Source organism: Terriglobus tenax, assembly GCF_025685395.1.
Lineage (GTDB): Bacteria > Acidobacteriota > Terriglobia > Terriglobales > Acidobacteriaceae > Terriglobus > Terriglobus tenax.
The window spans coordinates 905,146-922,842 of the sequence record NZ_JAGSYA010000004.1; the positions used below are offsets into that span (position 1 = coordinate 905,146).

Genomic DNA, 17,697 nt, shown 5'->3' on the forward strand with positions numbered 1-17,697 from the left:
ATGGATGACCTTCCGCAAGAGTGTTGCTGCACTGTTCTGCATGACTGCTTCTGTCCTGGCACAGAAGCCGGCGACCCACGTCTTTCACTATGACAATGTTCTGGGAACGTCGATGGAGCTGAAGCTCCAGACGACGAATGCTCACCAGACCAACCGCGCCGAGAAGGCCGTTCTGGACGAGATTGCGCGTGAGAACAGAATTCTTTCCGCGTGGCAGTCGAACTCGGAGTTTTCGCGCTGGATGAAGACCCGCAACACGCCGGTGAAGGTGAGTCCGGAGCTAATGGAGGTACTGGCCACCTTTGACCAGTACCGCGAGCAGACCGGTGGCGCGCTGGACCCCAGCGCCGAGACCGCTACCCGTGTGTGGAAGCTGGCGGCTGTCGAAAACCGCAAACCCACCGAGGCTGAGCTGGCCAAAGCCGTAGCTGCGATGCAGCAGCCGCACTGGACACTGGACCAGGCGCGTGGCACGGCGACGCACCTGGACGATGCTCCGGTGGCGTTGAATTCGTTTGCCAAGAGCTACATTGCAGGACGCGCTGCTGACAAGGCTCTGGCGGCTGGAGCGAGCGGCATCCTGCTGAACATTGGCGGCGACATCGTGGTGCGCGGCGGTCTGTCAGAGAGCGTTGCCATTACCGATCCCAAGGCGAATGCCGATAACGATGAGCCCCTCGACATGGTGCGCGTCAGCAATCGCACGATTGCGACCTCCGGCGACTATCGCCGCGGTTTTGATATCGCAGGCCAGCACTACTCGCACCTGATCGATCCGCGTACGGGCCAGACGGCGGAGAACGTAATCTCGTCGACCGTGATTGCCAAGGATCCGGCGATGGCGGGTGCCCTGGCAACGGCGTTCAGCGTGATGGAGCCGGCGGAGAGCAAGAAGCTGGCATCAAAACTGACCGGTGTGGATTACATGCTCGTGCTGCGCGATGGATCGACGGTAGCCTCTGCCGGATGGCAGAGCCGCGAGGTGCCTCGCCTGGTGACGGCCGGCTTTGCCCCGGCGACCAGGACCGCCGGCCTGGATGTGATGATCAACTTCGAGATCGCACGCATCGACAATCCGCGCTACCGCCGCCCGTATGTGGCGGTGTGGGTCGAGGACCAGGACCACTTCCCCGTCCGCACGCTGGCCCTGTGGTTTGCCAAGCCGCGCTGGCTGAACGAGCTGAAGCAGTGGTATCGCGATGACCAAATGCGCAACATGGCCGAGGGCACGGACCTGACGGCTACGCTGAGTTCTGCCACGCGCGTACCGGGCAGCTACAACCTGCGCTGGGATGGCAAGGACAACAGCGGCAAGCCTGTGAAGCCGGGCAAATACACCGTGCTGATTGAAGCCGCGCGTGAGCATGGCGGCTACGACCTGCTGAAGCAGGAGATCAACTTCGACGGCAAGACGGCGGCGAAGTACTCCCTGCAGGGCAAGCAGGAGGTCGGTAAGGCGACCATCGATTACGGTAAGCACTAAACCCATGGCAACGACGGCTCCAACCAAACCACCCATCACCCTGGCGGTGCGCTTACGCAAGCGCACCGCTATCATTTCCCGCTGGCTGCATATTTACCTGTCGATGGTCTCGTTTGCCATCGTGCTGTTCTTCTCGATCACCGGCTTTACGCTGAACCATGCCGAAGCTCTGGGCGGCAAGGAGAAGACCACGGTGACCAAGGGCGAGCTGCCGCATGAATGGCTACGCCCCGCCGATGGCGCCGAGCCGGACAAGCTGAAGATTGCCGAAGAGCTGCGCTCGCGCCACAAGCTGCACGGCGCGGTGAGCGACTTCCGCGTGGATGACACGCAGCTTGAGGTCTCGTTCAAGGGCCCGGGCTATGCGGCCGATATCTTCATTGATCGCGACACCAATAAGTACGACCTGACGGAGACACGCAACGGCTTTGTGGCCGTGGTGAATGACCTGCATAAGGGCCGCGACTCGGGCGCGGTGTGGGCGGCGATGATTGACATCTCCGCCGTACTGCTGACGCTGGTCTCACTTACCGGCCTGGTGCTGCTGTTCTTCGTGTACAAGCGGCGGGTCTCCGGCCTGATTGTCGCCGTGGCTGGCGGTCTGGTCTGCTACCTGGTCTACCTGCGGTTTGTCCCATAACGCGGCGTTGAACTTGCAATAGAAAAGCGGCCCTGGTGGCCGCTTTTCTATTGCGTGGAACTCCGTATCCTTCTACTTCTGAGACTTCGTCAGGTTCTCCGCGACGAAGAGGCCGGACTTCCCCGCGCTGATGACGTCGAGGTCTCCGTCCCCGTCGATGTCTACGACCACTGTCTGGACGCCTGCCCCCATGCGTCCGCCGTAGTCGATGATGTGGCGGATCCACTCGACACCGCCGTTGCCGGGGCCGCGGGAAGTAGCCTGCGTGGCCGGAACCTTCTTCCACTCGTACCAGTAGATGCCGACCGGGTCGCGTTCCCCGGGATCGGCCCCGTTATGCGCGAAGTAGCGTTTGCCCGCAACGAAGTCGAGCTGGCCATCGCCATTCAAATCGACGGGGACAACCTCATGCACCTGCGACCAGCTTGCGTCGATGATGTGCTGGGTGAAGGTACCGTCGGCGTTCTGCTCATACCAGGCGAAGCCGTAGTCGTGCGCCATGCCGGCAACGAGGTCCTTGCGTCCGTCGCCGTTGATGTCGATGAGGTGAAGCTGGCTCATGGAGATGCGACCGTTGTTGACCGGCGGCGTCAGCGGCAGGTCCATGCGAGTCCCGGCGGGATAGATAGGCTTCCCGCCCCAGTCGTTGGCATGCCAGGTCCACTCGGCGGTGGAATGGACGTCTGCAGGAGCTTCGAGCCAGCCGCGTGGAGTGAGGATGTCGGCGCGGCCATCGCCGTTGATGTCCCCCGCGCCGATGCCGTGGCCGTAGCTCTGGTGCGAGACGGTGTGCTTGATCCACTGATGGTCTTTCAACTCAAACCATGCGGCAGGGACATTCTCGCGGTCGAACTCGGGGAGCAGTTCATTGGCCTTGCCGTCGTTGTTCAGGTCGACGAGGAAGGCGAACTCGGTGGGGCCGGAGTTGTCGATCTCGGTCACCTTCCACGCGCCGCCGGCCTTACCGGGGTTCTTCAGCCAGACGATATTGTGCGCGAAGTAGCTGCACTGGATGACGTCGGGCCATCCGTCGCCGTCGACGTCCATCACCTGGTCACTGAAGTTGTCGATGTATCCGGAGGCGTAGTCGATGGAGCGCAGAGGATGCTTGATCCACTTCGGCCCCTCGTACCAGCTTTCGCCGGCGACGATGTCGAGCTTGCCGTCCTTGTTCAGGTCAGCCACGGCAACGGTTTCGCCGTAGCCTGGATCGATCATGGAGGTGCGGAAGGCGATGTCCGCCGGACGGCTGGCAGCATGAGCCATGGCAGCGGCAGACAGAGCGAGGACGCACAACAGCTTTTTCATTGCGATGGATTCTCCCGGAGTTTCAGCGGGGGAATTATTCCATTTGCGAGGCACGATCGACAAAACCGCGTCTGGTATTCTTCGACCGGCAACATGACGCAGAATCGAATCAAACGCGAAAAGACATCCGGAGCTTGCGTATCGACGCTGAAGATTCTGCAATGATTTCGAAGCCGAGCGAGCCGGAACTTTTACTGCCGGACATCCTCCGCAAAGATCTGGATGTGGTGTTCTGCGGAATCAATCCTGCGTTGAGCGCAGCCCGTGCGGGACACCATTTCTCAAGTGGCAGCAACCGGTTCTGGCGTGTGCTTCACCTGGCGGGGTTCACGCCGAATCAGATTCTGCCGGCAGACGACCGCACGATTCTTCAATACGGTTGTGGTTTGACAGCTGCCGTAGAACGGCCAACGGTAGGAGCGAACGAACTGACCCGCCGTGAGTTTCGCGCATCCGCCGACGGACTGGAACGGAAGCTTCGACGGTATCGTCCGCGCTTCCTGGCGTTTCTCGGCAAACCAGCGTTTGCAGCCATCTTTCAGCAAAGAACCGTCGAATGGGGACCGCAGTCCATGCGGTTTGGCGGTGCCGAGGTCTGGGTTTTACCCAACCCCAGCGGACTCAACCGGGCATTCAGCCTTGAGGCGCTGGTGTCTTCCTACCGGGAGCTTCGGACCGCTTTGCAACGGCAGTCGCAATGACTTGCCGTTCCTTATCGCCGCGACCGTACAATTCTGGACAAACAACGAAGGGGAACTCTTATGAAGATGCAACGCCGCAAGATGCTTGGAGTGCTGACGGCTGCCGCCGGGTCGGCGTTGATGCCGGGTTCGTTTGTCGTGGCGGAGCAGGCGGCTGAGGCGAAGCCCGGGGCGAAAGAGACAGTGGCCGGTATTGGAGGCTTCTTCTTTCGTGCACATGACCCGAAGACTCTGGCCCAGTGGTACCTGGATCACCTGGGTATCTCCGTAATGCCGCAGAGCTATGGTGCGCCGGTGTGGACACAACAGGAAGGGCCGACAGTGTTTGCACCTTTCTCTGAGAAGACCACGTACTTTGGCGACCCGGCGAAACAGTGGATGATCAACTTTCGCGTGCGCGATCTGGATAAGCTGGCCGCGCAACTGGAAGCGGCAGGCATCGCGGTGAAGGTGGACCCGACGATCTATCCCAACGGACGTTTTGCGCGCATTCACGATCCGGAGGGAAATCCGATTGAGCTGTGGCAGCCGATGAAGGCGGCGGGTAAGTAATCCCCTGTGTTCTGCTCGTTGGAAAGCGATCCTTCGCTGCGCTCAGGATGACACCCACCTACTTTCCAGCTGTTGACATCGAATAAGGACGCGCCGAGGCTGCACGACCGAAGTTCTTGTTGGGGGTGGTCTGCATGGTGAAGCGAAGCTCGCCGCCTGCGAGCAGTTGCTCGTGCGTGACGAAGACGCGGTCCAGCGCTTTCCCATTGAGCGCGACGTTGCCCACGTAGTCGCCGCTTCCCTGCTTCACGATGTGCAGCGTTTTGCCGTTGGGCAGGTGCAGCGTGGCGGAGTCGACAAACGGGCGGCCCAGCACATACTCATTGCTGCCCGGCGCCACCGGGTAGAAGCCAATGCCGGTGAAGAGCAGCCAGGCGGACATCTGGCCGAGATCGTCGTTGCCGACCAGACCGTCGGGCGCGGGGCGGTACTGCGAGTCGACGATCTGCTTCAAGCGCTCCTGCGTGCGCCAGGGCGCTCCGGCATACGCGTAGAGATAGGCCAGGTGGTGGCTGGGTTCGTTGCCGTGGATGTACTGGCCGATCATGCCGGCGATGTCTTCGACGTCGGCGTATTGCCTGGGATCGACCCTGGCGTCGAACATCGCGTCGAGCTTTGCGATCAGCTTGTCATCACCGCCAAGCAGGTTGATCAGGCCGGCCTCGTCCTGCGGCTGGTACCAGGAATACTGCCATGCGTTGCCCTCGGTGAAGCCGCTGCCGTTGCCGGCCTTGGCGGGATCAAAGGGCTCGCGGAAGGTTCCATCCGCCAGCTTCGGGCGGACGAAGCCGGTCTTCTGGTCGAAGACGTTGCGCCAGTAAGCGGCGCGCCTGGTGAACTCCTGCTCGATGTCTGCCTTGTGCAGGGCGTGCGCCATCTGTGCGATGGTCCAGTCATCGAAGGCGTACTCCATGGTCTCGGAGGCGGACTCGTCGTCGCGGTCGACGGGCACGTAACCACGGTCAATGTACTCACCCACGCCCTCGTACTGGCGATAACGCGCGCTGGCCACCATGGCGTTGAGCGCGGCCTCAGCATCATAGCCGCGGATGTTCTTCAGGTAGGCGTCGGCCAGAATGGGCACGGCGTGATAGCCGATCATGCACCATGTCTCCAGCCCGGCGAACTGCCAGACGGGCAGAATGCCGAAGGGCGACTGCTGCTGTGATGCGACGAGAGAGCGCACGACGTTATTGGTGCGCGCCTCGGGCTGCAGTAGTGTCATCAGGGGCTGTTCTGCGCGGTAGGTGTCCCACAGCGAGAAGGTGGAGACGAACTCCCAATCCTTGGCCTGGTGAACCTCTTCATCCGGGCCACGGTAGCGCCCGTCCACGTCCATGGCAGTACTCGGCGCCATTAGCGCGTGGTAGAGCGCGGTATAGAGGTTCTTCCTCATCGCATCAGTCCCGGTGAACTCAACACGGGCGAGTTCTTTCTCCCAGGCTGCGCGGGCCTGTGCGCGGACACGGTCGAAGTCGAAGTCTTTTGCCTCGGCGTTCAGGTTGGCGATGGCGCCCTCTTCACTGACGGTGGAAAGGGCAACCTCGACCACCAGCGGTTTTGCAAGCTGGCCGAAGTCAAAGGCGGCGGTGATGCCACGGCCTTCCTTGAATGGAACGTCGGTGGAGTCGCGGCGCACTCCGCTGAAGCCGTTGTAGGGCTGGTCGACCGGTTCCACATTGCGAAAGAAGTGGCCGGTGAGGGGCTGCGAGAAGCGGATGGCGAAGTAGAGCTGGCGCGCCGGTGCCCAGCCACGGGTCTCCCGCATGCCGGTAAGGGTGCCGTCCGGACGCAGCCGGATGCGGGACCACATGACCTTGCCGGGATAGTTGTAGATGGACGAGCGCAGGTCCAGCACCAGGTGTGCGGGCTTGCCCTGCGGGAAGCTGTAGCGGTGGACGCCAACACGAGTGGTAGCGGTGAGCTCGGCCTTCACCTGCGGCCCGTCCAGCAGGACGGTGTAGTAGCCGGGCTCGGCGTGCTCGGTTTCATGGCGGAAAGCGGAGCGGTATTGCTCCGGCTCCAGCTTTACCTCGCCAGATTCGGGCGTAAGCAGCAGGTCGCCGAGGTCGGAGTGGCCTGCGCCGGAGAAGTGGGTGTGCGAGAAGCCGAGGATGGAGGTGTCCTCGTAGCGGTAGCCGGCGGCCCACTTGTAGCTCTGCTTGAAGGGCTTGATCTCGGTGTCGGGGCTGAGCTGCACCATACCGAAGGGAACGACGGCTCCGGGAAAGGTATGGCCGTCCGGGCCGGTGCCGATCATGGGATCGACGGATTTGTAGGCAGCAGACTGGGCGAGAGCGGCGGAACTCAGCACAAGGACAGCGAGGAGCGACTTCATGGGGTCAATGCTATCGCGTTGAGGGGATCGCGCTGACCGAACCCACCCGGGTTGGGGAAATGCAAGCGATGGTGCCACAACCCCACCCTTCGCCGGCGGCGAAGAATAGGGGCAACGGAACGGGGCAGCCCGGTCCGCGATAAACTGGAAGGCGACTATGTTTGAGAACCTTCAGGAAAAACTGCAGCGCGCGTTTAAGAACCTCCGCGGTCAAGGGACCGTCAGCGAGGAAAACATTACCGAAGCGCTGCGCGAGATCCGCCTTGCCCTGCTTGAGTCCGACGTCAACCTGAACGTGACCAAGGACCTGATGGAGCACATCCGCGAGAAGGCGGTGGGCCAGCAGGTAGCGACGGCCCTGTCGCCGACCGAGCAGGTGATCAAGATCATCCATGGCGAGCTGGTGGAGCTGCTGGGCCGCGACACCGCCCGCTTCAAGTTCGCCTCGCAGCCGCCGACGGTCATCCTGATGGCCGGTCTGCAGGGTTCCGGTAAGACAACTACGGCGGGAAAGCTGGCGCAGTGGCTGAAGAAGGGCGGACATCGCCCGATGCTGGTCTCGGTCGACGTCTACCGTCCGGCTGCGCGTGAGCAGCTGGCCGTGGTGGCCAAGACGATTGGCACGCAGCTGTACACCGGCAATGTGGGCGCGGATGAGGCGGGTACGCCGCTGGTGCTGCGCCTGGCCAAGGAAGCCAAGCGCGATGCGGCCAACTTCGGCTGCGACATCCTGCTGGTGGATACCGCCGGACGCCTGGGCATTGACGAAGAGCTGATGTCCGAAATGAGCGAGCTGAAGAAGCTCCTGAACCCGTCCGAGATCCTGTTTGTGGCCGACGCCATGACCGGACAGGACGCGGTGAACTCAGCCAAGGCCTTCCATGACCGGCTGGGAATTACAGGCGTCGTCCTCACCAAGATGGACGGCGATGCCCGCGGTGGCGCGGCACTGTCGATCCGCCAGGTGACGGGTGCTCCGGTCAAGTTCCTGGGTACGGGCGAGAAGCCGGATGCCTTTGAGCCGTTCCACCCGGACCGTATCGTCAGCCGCATTATGGGCATGGGCGATATCGCCACCCTTCTGGAACGCGCCGAGGAGAAGCTGGATCGCGGCAAGGCCGAGGCCTTTGCCAAGAAGGCTTTGACGGGCGACGGGTTCTCGCTGGAAGACTTCCGCGACCAGTTGCGGCAGATCAAGAAGCTGGGCTCGATGCAGTCGATTCTGAAGATGCTGCCGTCGGTGGGACCGTTCCAGGGCCTGCAGCAGGCAGCCGGGAATATCGACGAGAGCCAGTTCAGCCGCGTGGAGGCGATCATCAACTCCATGACCGCCCGCGAACGCGTGAACCACGAGATTATCTCCGGCAGCCGCCGCAAGCGCATTGCGGCCGGTTCCGGAACGAGCGTGCAGGAGGTGAACAACCTGCTGCGCCAGTACGCCCAGATGCGGAAGATGTTCAAAGGCATGGGATCGGGTGGCGGCAAGATGCAGCGCCGCCTGATGAGCCAGATGGGCAATATGGGGCGGTTCGGACGGTAGTCGTTGAAAATGCAGGTCCCTCCACTCCGCTTCGGTCGGGATGACAGGGTAAGGGATAGGAAGATGGCGGCTTACGCCGGAAACAATCTGCAATACCTGGAAGCCGGCGATGACGCCGGCTTTTCCGCGCTTATGGCCGTTTACGAAGCGTCTTTCCCGACGGAAGAACGCAAGAGTGCAGCATGGCTGCGGGAGATGCTGGCTGGGCTCTCGTACCGCTTTCTTACGCTTGGCAGCGGGGCGGATCTGGCCGGGTTCGCCGTCATAATGCGGTCGACTGCGCAACCCATCACGCTGCTGGAGTATATGGCTGTCGCTCCACTGCATCGCGGCAAGGGTGTTGGCCGCAGGCTGTTTCAGCAGGTGGCGGCTCTTACCGCAAATGAAAATCGCGTTCTTGTGATCGAAATCGAGTCCGGAGAATCGGAGGACCAGGTCCGGCGGCGACGGTTTTATGCCTCCCTTGGCGCGGAGCCGCTGGCAGTTCCGTACACCATGCCGCGGGTTGCGGCAGCTCCGCCACCGCCGATGGAGTTGTTATGGCTTTCCTACGGCCGGCCACACCCTTCTGAAGAGACCGGGAAGCGCTGGGTCACGGCGATTCACCGCGAGGTCTACCGGCAGGCGTGAAAATCCGCACGTCCGTGTGACGGCCGTCACCGATTTTCTACGAAAACAGGCGCACTCTAGCCTTGCTGGATTATGATTTCCGGCCACAAGGAGAGTGCGCCATGACCACAAGCCTCCATCCTGCCGAGACCTCCCTCCACCTGGAAACGACCCGTCTGAAGCTGCGCCGGATTCTGGTTGCGACCGATTTCTCATCCTTTGCCGATACCGCGCTACTGGCGGCCTGTCATCTTGCCCGGGCTTATCAGAGTGAACTGGTTCTGTTTCACAACATCACACCTCCTCCTGTCTCTCCGGATGCCACGATGAGTTCGGTTGAAGCGGCGGCTGCGGCCAGCGACCATGCCGCAAATCGCATGAAAGCGCAGATTGCGTTCCGTCCGGAACTGAAGGCAATTCCTCATCGGGCTATCGTCCGCGAGGGATATATGAATGAAGAGCTTGCCTCCGTGGCGCAGGAGGAGTCGATCGACCTGGTCGTGGTTGGCTCGCATGGCGCACGGGGCTTTGAGAAGGTTCTGCTTGGCTCGGTCGCGGAGTCGATGCTGCGCAAGTCGCGCCTTCCGGTCATGGTGGTTGGTCCGGACGCGAAGGTATCCGAGACACCACAGTCGATCCTGTTTGCCACCGACCTGCAACCGGCGGCCTTGCATGCAGCACAATATGCCACGTCGCTGGCTGAAGAGTTCCAGGCGAACCTGACGCTGCTGCACGTGATTCCGCAGCCCGGCTGGCCAACCCACGACGAGCGCAACGCGGTTTCCAAGGAACTGCGTCAACTGCTTCCTGGCGATATGCCGAGCGTGTGCCAAACAGCGGTTCGTGTCAGCCATGGAGAACCGGCGCGGGAGATTGTGCGGCAGGCCAACCAGAGCGAGGCCAACCTGATCGTGGTAGGACGCCATGACAAGGGGCCGCTGGCCGACCGCGCCCTGTGGACAACGCTGACACGGCTGATCCAGGACGCACCGTGCCCGGTGCTGAGCGTCCGCTAACAGGAAGCGAAGGGAGGAATACCGTGCATCGCTATGAGAACTACTGGATTGTGACGCTGTTTCGCGGTGTGCTGGCCACGATGTTTGGCTGCGCCATTGTGCTGATTCCGCAGATGTCCTCCTCGCTGCTGTTGCTGCCGTTCGCCACGGTACTGTCCATCCTGTTTCTGGCGGTGTATGGCGCGGCTGACAGTGCCCTGGTCTTTGTAGGGAGCTTTGCTCTTCCGGAGCGGCCAGGGCAGATTGCAAGCCGCCTGCAGGGAGTGCTTGGGGTGGTGATTGCTCTTCTGCTGGCAACGATTGCCTTTGAGCAGACGCGCGTGCATTGGTTTTTCTACCTGGTGGCGGCCCAGGCGGGCGCAGCGGCGGTGTCCGATATGGTCACGGCACGACATGTCTGGCGGCACCACCGCACGATGCTGGTCTATGCCTCGGCGCTGGTTGCCGGCACCGCGGCTGTGTACTTCCTGATGAGCGCGATCCTGGTGGCGCCTACCATGCCCGCGGAAATTTCGGCACGTGTTCTCTACGGCTATCTGCTGGGCTTCGGCGTGGTGAACTGCGGTCTGGCCTGCCTGATGCTGCAGGACAAATCGCACCACCACGGTGTGGGTGGGGCGGTGCTGCCACATGCCCGCTGATCCCCGTTTCTCACAGGAAAACCGGAGTCTGTGCCCGGCGATGCTGGAACATCGCTACCATGGAGAGGTGGACGACAGAACCATTCCCTCCCTCCAGCCCCAACTGGACGAAATCACCGCGAACACTCGGCGGCTGGTGCAGGCTGAGCGCCTGGCCATTAATGAAAACGCCGTAGCCGAGCTGTTTGGCACCGGCATTGAAGACCGCATTCTGCCGGTAGGCTCGAAGGCCCCGGAGTTTTCGCTGCCCGATGCCATCAGCGGCAAGCCGATCCAGTCGGCTGACCTGCTGGCACTGGGACCGCTGGTCATCAACTTCTTCCGCGGACGCTGGTGCCCGTACTGCGTTACGGAACTGGAGACATGGCGCGAGCTGTATCCCACGTTGCGCGAACGCGGCGCCCTGCTGGTAGCGATTTCACCGCAGACCGTGCGGCAGTCAGACTTCACCGTGCAGCAGCACGCACTGCGCTTTCCCTTGCTGTGGGACCAGGGCGCCGCACTGGCGGACAAGTTTGGTGTGGGCTACACGCCGTCAACCAATATGCAGCAGTACTACCGGTCAATCCTGGTGAACATTCCCTTCATCAACACAGGGCAGAACGCTCTGAAACCGGCGACGGATGCCGCGTGGCGCCTGCCGCTGCCGGCGACGTTTGTCGTGGGTCAGGATGGGATCATCCGCTTTGCGGAGGCGCATGCGGACTTCCGTGTGCGACCGGAGCCGGCCGATGTGCTGGCGGCGTTGTAAGGGCGGCTCTTAACCCACCCCAGCGTTCCACCCCAGCGACAAAGTCGCCGGGACCCCGGTTTGCGAGGGCGGCCACCCGGTGGAGGAAAACTCCACAAAAGCAGATTTCTCCGCTGCGCTGCGAAATGACAAACAAGAAAGGCAAAGGCGGTCGCGCGATGCGCGATCTCCCACCCATGCTTCGCATGGATGGGGCACCCGATACGGTGGCTTACAAGCGGCGGGTACGGATGCCGAAGATGCTGTAGAGCGGGCAATAGTTCACCAGTCCGGTCAGCAGAGGAACCAGTCCGATGAGGCCGATCCAGCGAAGCGGCCCCTGCACCAGGACAATCGCGCCCAGCAAAACAAGGCCCAGGACGATGCGGATGATTTGATCGATCGTGCCAACGTTCTTCATACCCTGACTCCCTTTCGACTGCGGAGCCAGCCTAGTCCTGTGCGCCCGCGAGCGCAGTGATTCGCGTCACGCAGGCCAGACCGGCGATAATGGAGATGACGGGCCGCGAAGCGCACGTTTGGCGCGGCCGAACCATGAACTGCTACAAGAAACAGAACGGAGCAGAGATTCGTTATGAGCACTTCGACCGCATGGAGCGCACTGGCGCAGCATTACACCGCAATTGAGAAGATCCACCTGCGTGAGCTGTTTGCCTCCGACCCCGCCCGCGCCGAGCGTTACGCCCTGGAAGCCGCAGGCATCTTTGTTGATTTCTCAAAGAACCGCATCACCGACGAGACGCTGAAGCTGTTGCTGGCGCTGGCCGAGGAATCCGGCCTGAAGGCGAAGATCGAGGCGATGTTCACCGGCGAGAAGATCAACATCACCGAGAACCGCTCCGTGCTGCACATCGCCCTGCGCGCGCCAAAGGGGACGCAGATCTTCTCCGATGGCAAGGATGTTGTGCCCGAGGTGCATGAGGTTCTGGACAAGATGGCCGGTTTTGCCGACCGTGTCCGTTCGGGCGCATGGAAGGGTTTTACCGGCAAGGCGATCAAGACCGTGGTCAACGTTGGCATCGGCGGATCGGACCTGGGCCCGGTGATGGCCTATGAGGCTCTCCGCCACTACTCGCAGCGCGACCTGAGCTTCCGCTTTGTGTCGAACGTGGACGGCACCGACATTGCCGAAGCGACGCATGATCTTGATCCTGAAACGACGTTGTTCCTGATCGCGTCGAAGACCTTCACCACGCTGGAGACGATGACCAATGCGCACTCCGCGCGCGAGTGGCTGCTGAAGAGCCTGAAGGACGAGAAGGCCGTGGCGAACCACTTTGTGGCCATCTCCACCAATGCGAAGGAAGTGGCGAAGTTCGGCATCGACACGGCGAACATGTTCGGCTTCTGGGACTGGGTCGGCGGACGCTACTCGATGGACTCGGCCATTGGCCTGTCGACCATGATCGCCATTGGACCGGATAATTTCCGCGAGATGCTGGCCGGTTTCCACGCGATGGACGAGCATTTCCGCTCGACTCCGTTTGAGAAGAACCTGCCGGTGATCCTCGGCCTGCTGAGCGTCTGGTACACGGACTTCTTCAATGCGCAGACCTATGCCGTGCTGCCGTATGACCAGTACCTGAAGCGCTTCCCTGCCTACCTGCAGCAGCTCACCATGGAGTCGAACGGTAAGCATGTGACCCTGCAGGGTGAGCATGTTTCGCACGATACCGGCGCCATCTACTGGGGCGAGCCGGGCACCAATGGACAGCACAGCTTCTACCAGTTGATCCACCAGGGCACGCGCCTGATCCCCGCCGACTTCATCGGCTTTATGCGTTCGCTGAACCAGGTGAGCAACCACCACGATCTGCTGATGGCCAACGTCTTTGCGCAGACCGAGGCGCTGGCCTTTGGCAAGACCGCGGAGCAGGTAAAGGCCGAGGGCACGGCAGACTGGCTGGTGCCGCACCGCGTGTTTGAGGGCAACCGCCCATCGAACACCATCCTTGCCGAGGAGCTGACGCCGAAGGTTCTGGGAACGCTGGTGGCTCTCTATGAGCACATCGTCTTCACGCAGGGCGTGATCTGGAACATCGACTCGTTCGACCAGTGGGGCGTGGAGCTGGGCAAGGTGCTGGCCATGCGCATCGTTCCCGAGCTGGAAGGCGCGGGCGAGCTGAAGCATGACTCGTCCACCAACGCGCTGATCGAGAAGTACCGTAAGGCGCGCAGGAAGTAAGCGCGGAAGCTGAAAAAGGCCGGAGCTCAGGCTCCGGCCTTTTTGCGTCTACTGGCAGGCTTATTCGTGACGGAGAGCCGTGACAGGATCGAGCCTGCTGGCGCGCCATGCAGGCAGGAAGCCGGAGACAAGACCAACCAGCGCAAGGATGCCGAAGCTGATCATCGCGATGGTCAGGTTGGGCCTGAGGACAATGTCGCCCTCGTTGTTCACGGTCTTGTACATGTCGGAATAGAGCGGCATGGGCGGAATAAGATGGGCGATGGCAACGGCAGCGATCATCCCGGCAATCCCGGCAAGGAAGGTCAGCGTCAGGCTTTCGAGCAGGAACTGCGAGAGAATATCGCGGCGGCGCGCACCGAGTGCTTTCTGCAGGCCGATTTCGCGGGTGCGTTCGGTCACCGAGACCAGCATGATATTCATGACGCCGACGCCGCCCACCGCGAGCGTCATCGCTCCGATGATGCCAAGCAGGGCTTCGAGGGCGAGCGAGAACTGGCTCATCTCCTGCGCGTTTTCGATGGTGTCCCAAACGGAGAAGGCTTTCTCGTCAGCGGGATTGAAGTGGTGGCGCGCGGCGAGAATGGAGCGGACAGCGCTGGTGGCCTTCTTGTTCAGCTCCGGTGAGAGCGGCTGATAGACCAGCGAGTCCGGGTCGCGGCGGTTCTCCAGGTCTCGCAGCGTGAAGAACGGGATGAAGACGTTCTCGTTGTCCGGTCCATTGTTGGATGAGTCCTGGATCTTGTTCTGCAGCACACCGATGACGGTGAAGGTCTGGCCGTTGAGCTGCACGGTCTCTCCAATGGCCGGGTAGCCGTTGAAGAGCTTCTGCGCCGCGTGCGGACCAAAGATAGCGACCTTGCGATGCTCGGTGAAGTCGTCCGGAGCGAAGTAGCGGCCCTGCTCCACGACGAGCTTGCGCATGCCATCGTAGGGCAACTCCACGGCCTTGACCTGGATGTTGACGGCCTTGGCGTTCCACTTGAAGCTGTAGGAGGTATCGTTCTCGACGGAGAAGGCTTTGATCAGCGGCATCTGCTCACGGACGGCGTCGGCGTCCTCTGCCGTGAGGTGAATGCGCTTGCCGGAGCGTTCGCCGCCGGCTTGCATGGAGGTCTGCCCTCCCCAGCCCATGATGACGTTGTTGCCGATACCCATGAAGCCCATCAGGATGGTCTGGCCGAGCGCCGCCCCGTAGCTGATGAGCAGGACGACAGTGACCAGTCCCCAGGCGATGCCCAGCATGGTGAGGCCCGAGCGCAGACGGTTGCGCAGAAGCGACTGGAGAGACTGCTGGACGGTTTCCTTGATCTGCATCATGTGGGAGCTGGCCTGCCTGCAGGAGGGTACGGCAGGCGACAGGAAAAGTTCCACGGAGGCCGAGGCCAGGAGATACCTCAGCGGCTAAAGCCGCATCCACACGAGGGATTTTGCGGCACGGCTAAAGCCGTGCCCTGACGCAAAAGACGCTGCGGATACGCCTCAACCAGGCGCAGTACATGCTTTAAATCAAGCGCTTACAGAGGCAAATGAAAGCGAAGGATAACGGGCATCCGCCTGGATAATAGCTTCAATGGCATCCCGGGAATCGATGGCTCCGCGGGCGCCCACGGCAGTGCAGTTGCGGGCGGCAGCGGCACAGGCGAAGTCGAGCTGACGGGTCAGCGGCCAGTCCTGCAGCATGCCGTAGATGAAGCCGGCGTGGAAGATGTCTCCTGCGCCCGTGGTGTCGACCGCGTGGATGCGGTAGGCCGGGCGGTAGCAGAAGCTCTTGCCGTCATAGGCCAGAACACCATCGGGGCCCAGCGTCGCAGCAGAGAGCGTATTCCCGTAACGGCGGTGCATCTTGCTGAGAGCGGTCTCGAGGTCGGGCTCGTTCATCAGGCGGGTGGGAAAGTCGCGGCTGACGATCAGGTAGTCGATGTTGATCAGCAGGTCGTCGATGCCCGGGAACTGCAGGTCGAGATCGGCGACGACGGGAATGTTGGCCTCGCGTGCCCACTGTGCGGCCTGGGTGGCAGCGGCGGTGTCCTGTCCGTCCACGTGGAGCGCACGCGCGTCGGTGATCCACTCGCGCTGGATCTCTTCGGGACACAGCGTCAGGCGGTCATCGCGGCGGACCAGCACGGTGCGCTCGCCGCTGGGGTCGACAAGGATGTGCGACTGCGGGGAGGCAGAGTGTGGAACGGTAATGATCTTGGTCTGAACGCCGGCGGCAGCAAAGGCCTTATGGTGCAGATCGGCGGCCTGGTCGTCGCCGAGTTTGCCCACATAGCGCGTGGTGAGTCCCCAGTTCTGGCAGGCCACAACGGTGCTGGCAACCTGTCCGCCCGGAAGCACGATGGAGTGGTGGTACTCCACCTTGGAGCCGAGTGTGGGGAAGGTGGGAAGGGTCAGGACGGTGTCAGTGGCATTCAGGCCAACACCAACCAAGTCGACCTTCCGGGTACTCTCCATCTTTCTAGTGTAACGCCGTTATTCGGTGCGGAGACATTCCATGGGGCTGAGCATGGCTGCGCGGCGCGCCGGATAGGTTCCGGCAAAGAGCGTAATGCCCGTAAGTGTCAGCAGAGACAACACAATGGCAACGGGCGAGATGACCGGGTGAGGCACAAAGTCCGGCATGGGAATGTAGCGCATGGCGACACATACGCCTGCCCCGAGCAAAAAGCCGATGCTGCCGGAGACGAGCGTGATAATGGCCGACTCGGCGAGAAACTGGCGGTGGATATCCGCCGACCGCGCTCCAAGGGCTTTGCGCACGCCGATCTCGCGGGTGCGTTCGGTAACGGCCACCAGCATGATATTCATGACGCCGATGCCGCCGAGGGCCAGCGTGAGAAGGGCGACGGCGCCAAGAAAGAGCGTCATCACGCCAAAGATGCGGTCGACGAACTTGGCGCCTTCGAGGGTGTCCCACACCCAGAGAGCTTCCTTGTCATCCGGATCGAAGTGATGGCGCTGGCCGAGGATGCGGTAGACCTCCTTGACCGCGGCGTCATGCTTGTCCGGGGAGACGGGCTGCACGACCAGGTCGTTGAGCCAGCCGGGAAAGACGCCTTTGCGCGCCGGAGGAAAGTCGCGAGCCATGGAGACATACGGAACAAAGAGCTGTGTGCCATCGCGGCCGGAACCGTAGGAGCCGTTCTGCTGCTTTTTCTTGAGCACGCCAATCACGGTGTAGGGGTAGCCGGCGATGGAGATTGTCTGTCCGACGGCCGGGTTTGAACGGAAAAGCTGCTGCTTGGTGTCGTCGCCGAGAAGGACGACGCGGGCGCCGTCAGCCTCATCGCGCTCGGTCATCAGGCGCCCTTCGGAGACCTTGATGGAGCGGAAGGACTGGTACTCCGGCCATACGCCTCGCACGGCGCGGTTGGCGGCGTTGTACTGCGAAACCTCGTTGACGGTCCGGTTGATCTCCGGCGAGACGTGCTGCACCAGCGCTGCCTGGTCGCGGATGGCGACCGCGTCTGCGTATTCTAACTGGATATCGCGACCTGCGACATAGCCGCCAGCCTGCGCTCCGGTCTTGCCGCCCCAGATGATGGCGATGTCGGTGCCAAGCCCCTTCATGCGCTCGTGCTGTTCCCTGTTGAAGCCAATACCGAGGCCAACCAGCAGAATGACCGAGGTGATGCCCCACACGATGCCGAACATGGTGAGGAAGCTGCGGAGCTTGGTAGCCCACAGGGCGGCGAGCGTTTGCAGGAAGATCTCGCGAATCGGCATGGCGCATAGGATTACGCGCAAGGGAAGGAATTTGTTCCGTGCAGGAGTGGTTGTGCAACTTCCGATCGTATAGGCGGGATTATCCGGGGCTGAAGCCCCTGATGTTAAACGGCTCTTCAGGAGGGCCTTGCTCTCTCCGGACTGCCAAAGTTGTACCGGTCATGGATTCAGCCATGACCGGTACGAAATGCCGTTCTGCGATGT

16 protein-coding genes are annotated in these 17,697 nt (G+C 61.8%); 10 read left to right on the forward strand and 6 right to left on the reverse strand.

Translation table 11 applies throughout. The features are described from left to right. Window positions 1-4: 4 nt before the first annotated feature. Entirely contained in the window at window positions 5-1,483 is a 1,479-nt protein-coding gene (locus OHL13_RS09335; RefSeq protein WP_263409858.1) for a DUF2271 domain-containing protein, read from the forward strand. Between the two features lie 4 nt (window positions 1,484-1,487). Continuing rightward, window positions 1,488-2,123 carry a PepSY-associated TM helix domain-containing protein gene (locus OHL13_RS09340; protein WP_263409859.1) on the forward strand — a complete coding sequence of 212 codons (636 nt, stop codon included), beginning with the start codon at window positions 1,488-1,490 and terminating at the stop codon, window positions 2,121-2,123. 72 nt (window positions 2,124-2,195) lie between these two features. Here the strand turns inward: OHL13_RS09340 and OHL13_RS09345 are convergent, their stop codons facing one another. After that, on the reverse strand, window positions 2,196-3,431 hold the full coding sequence (locus OHL13_RS09345; RefSeq protein ID WP_263409860.1) for an FG-GAP repeat domain-containing protein: 1,236 nt from the start codon (window positions 3,429-3,431) through the stop codon (window positions 2,196-2,198). On the opposite strand from OHL13_RS09345, the gene mug reads away from it, so the two are divergent. Together mug and OHL13_RS09355 are read left to right on the forward strand one after the other, a co-directional pair. Beyond that, on the forward strand, window positions 3,431-4,132 hold the full coding sequence (mug, locus tag OHL13_RS09350; RefSeq protein WP_263409861.1) for a G/U mismatch-specific DNA glycosylase: 702 nt from the start codon (window positions 3,431-3,433) through the stop codon (window positions 4,130-4,132). The genes OHL13_RS09345 and mug overlap by 1 nt on opposite strands. Window positions 4,133-4,192: 60 nt before the next feature. Further along, window positions 4,193-4,684 (forward strand): VOC family protein, encoded by a 492-nt coding sequence (locus OHL13_RS09355; RefSeq protein ID WP_263409862.1) that lies wholly within the window; start codon window positions 4,193-4,195, stop codon window positions 4,682-4,684. A 58-nt stretch (window positions 4,685-4,742) separates the two neighbouring features. Here the strand turns inward: OHL13_RS09355 and OHL13_RS09360 are convergent, their stop codons facing one another. Continuing rightward, window positions 4,743-7,022 (reverse strand): GH92 family glycosyl hydrolase, encoded by a 2,280-nt coding sequence (locus OHL13_RS09360; protein ID WP_263409863.1) that lies wholly within the window; start codon window positions 7,020-7,022, stop codon window positions 4,743-4,745. A 157-nt stretch (window positions 7,023-7,179) separates the two neighbouring features. Here OHL13_RS09360 and ffh point away from each other — a divergent pair, with 157 nt between their 5' ends. From ffh to OHL13_RS09385, 5 genes are all read left to right on the forward strand, one after another. Next, the gene (gene ffh, locus OHL13_RS09365) at window positions 7,180-8,562 is read left to right on the forward strand and encodes a signal recognition particle protein (protein ID WP_263409864.1); all 1,383 of its coding nucleotides are present in this window, start codon (window positions 7,180-7,182) and stop codon (window positions 8,560-8,562) included. A 63-nt stretch (window positions 8,563-8,625) separates the two neighbouring features. Beyond that, on the forward strand, window positions 8,626-9,192 hold the full coding sequence (locus OHL13_RS09370; protein ID WP_263409865.1) for a GNAT family N-acetyltransferase: 567 nt from the start codon (window positions 8,626-8,628) through the stop codon (window positions 9,190-9,192). Between the two features lie 101 nt (window positions 9,193-9,293). Beyond that, on the forward strand, window positions 9,294-10,187 hold the full coding sequence (locus OHL13_RS09375; protein WP_263409866.1) for a universal stress protein: 894 nt from the start codon (window positions 9,294-9,296) through the stop codon (window positions 10,185-10,187). Window positions 10,188-10,210: 23 nt separating this feature from the next. After that, a complete protein-coding gene (locus tag OHL13_RS09380) occupies window positions 10,211-10,828 on the forward strand; it encodes a hypothetical protein (RefSeq protein WP_263409867.1) in 618 nt (205 codons plus the stop codon). A 67-nt stretch (window positions 10,829-10,895) separates the two neighbouring features. Then, window positions 10,896-11,579, forward strand: a complete 684-nt coding sequence (locus OHL13_RS09385; protein WP_263409868.1) for a peroxiredoxin-like family protein — start codon at window positions 10,896-10,898, stop codon at window positions 11,577-11,579. Between the two features lie 211 nt (window positions 11,580-11,790). Here the strand turns inward: OHL13_RS09385 and OHL13_RS09390 are convergent, their stop codons facing one another. Further along, window positions 11,791-11,979 carry a YgaP family membrane protein gene (locus OHL13_RS09390; protein ID WP_263409869.1) on the reverse strand — a complete coding sequence of 63 codons (189 nt, stop codon included), beginning with the start codon at window positions 11,977-11,979 and terminating at the stop codon, window positions 11,791-11,793. A 174-nt stretch (window positions 11,980-12,153) separates the two neighbouring features. On the opposite strand from OHL13_RS09390, the gene pgi reads away from it, so the two are divergent. After that, window positions 12,154-13,764 (forward strand): glucose-6-phosphate isomerase, encoded by a 1,611-nt coding sequence (pgi, locus tag OHL13_RS09395; RefSeq protein WP_263409870.1) that lies wholly within the window; start codon window positions 12,154-12,156, stop codon window positions 13,762-13,764. Between the two features lie 60 nt (window positions 13,765-13,824). Here the strand turns inward: pgi and OHL13_RS09400 are convergent, their stop codons facing one another. The 3 genes from OHL13_RS09400 to OHL13_RS09410 all read right to left on the reverse strand — a co-directional run bounded on the left by OHL13_RS09400 (window position 13,825) and on the right by OHL13_RS09410 (window position 17,514). Next, a complete protein-coding gene (locus OHL13_RS09400) occupies window positions 13,825-15,084 on the reverse strand; it encodes an ABC transporter permease (protein ID WP_263409871.1) in 1,260 nt (419 codons plus the stop codon). Between the two features lie 189 nt (window positions 15,085-15,273). Beyond that, entirely contained in the window at window positions 15,274-16,221 is a 948-nt protein-coding gene (locus tag OHL13_RS09405; protein ID WP_263409872.1) for a carbohydrate kinase family protein, read from the reverse strand. Between the two features lie 18 nt (window positions 16,222-16,239). Next, the gene (locus OHL13_RS09410) at window positions 16,240-17,514 is read right to left on the reverse strand and encodes an ABC transporter permease (protein WP_263409873.1); all 1,275 of its coding nucleotides are present in this window, start codon (window positions 17,512-17,514) and stop codon (window positions 16,240-16,242) included. Window positions 17,515-17,697: the final 183 nt, after the last annotated feature.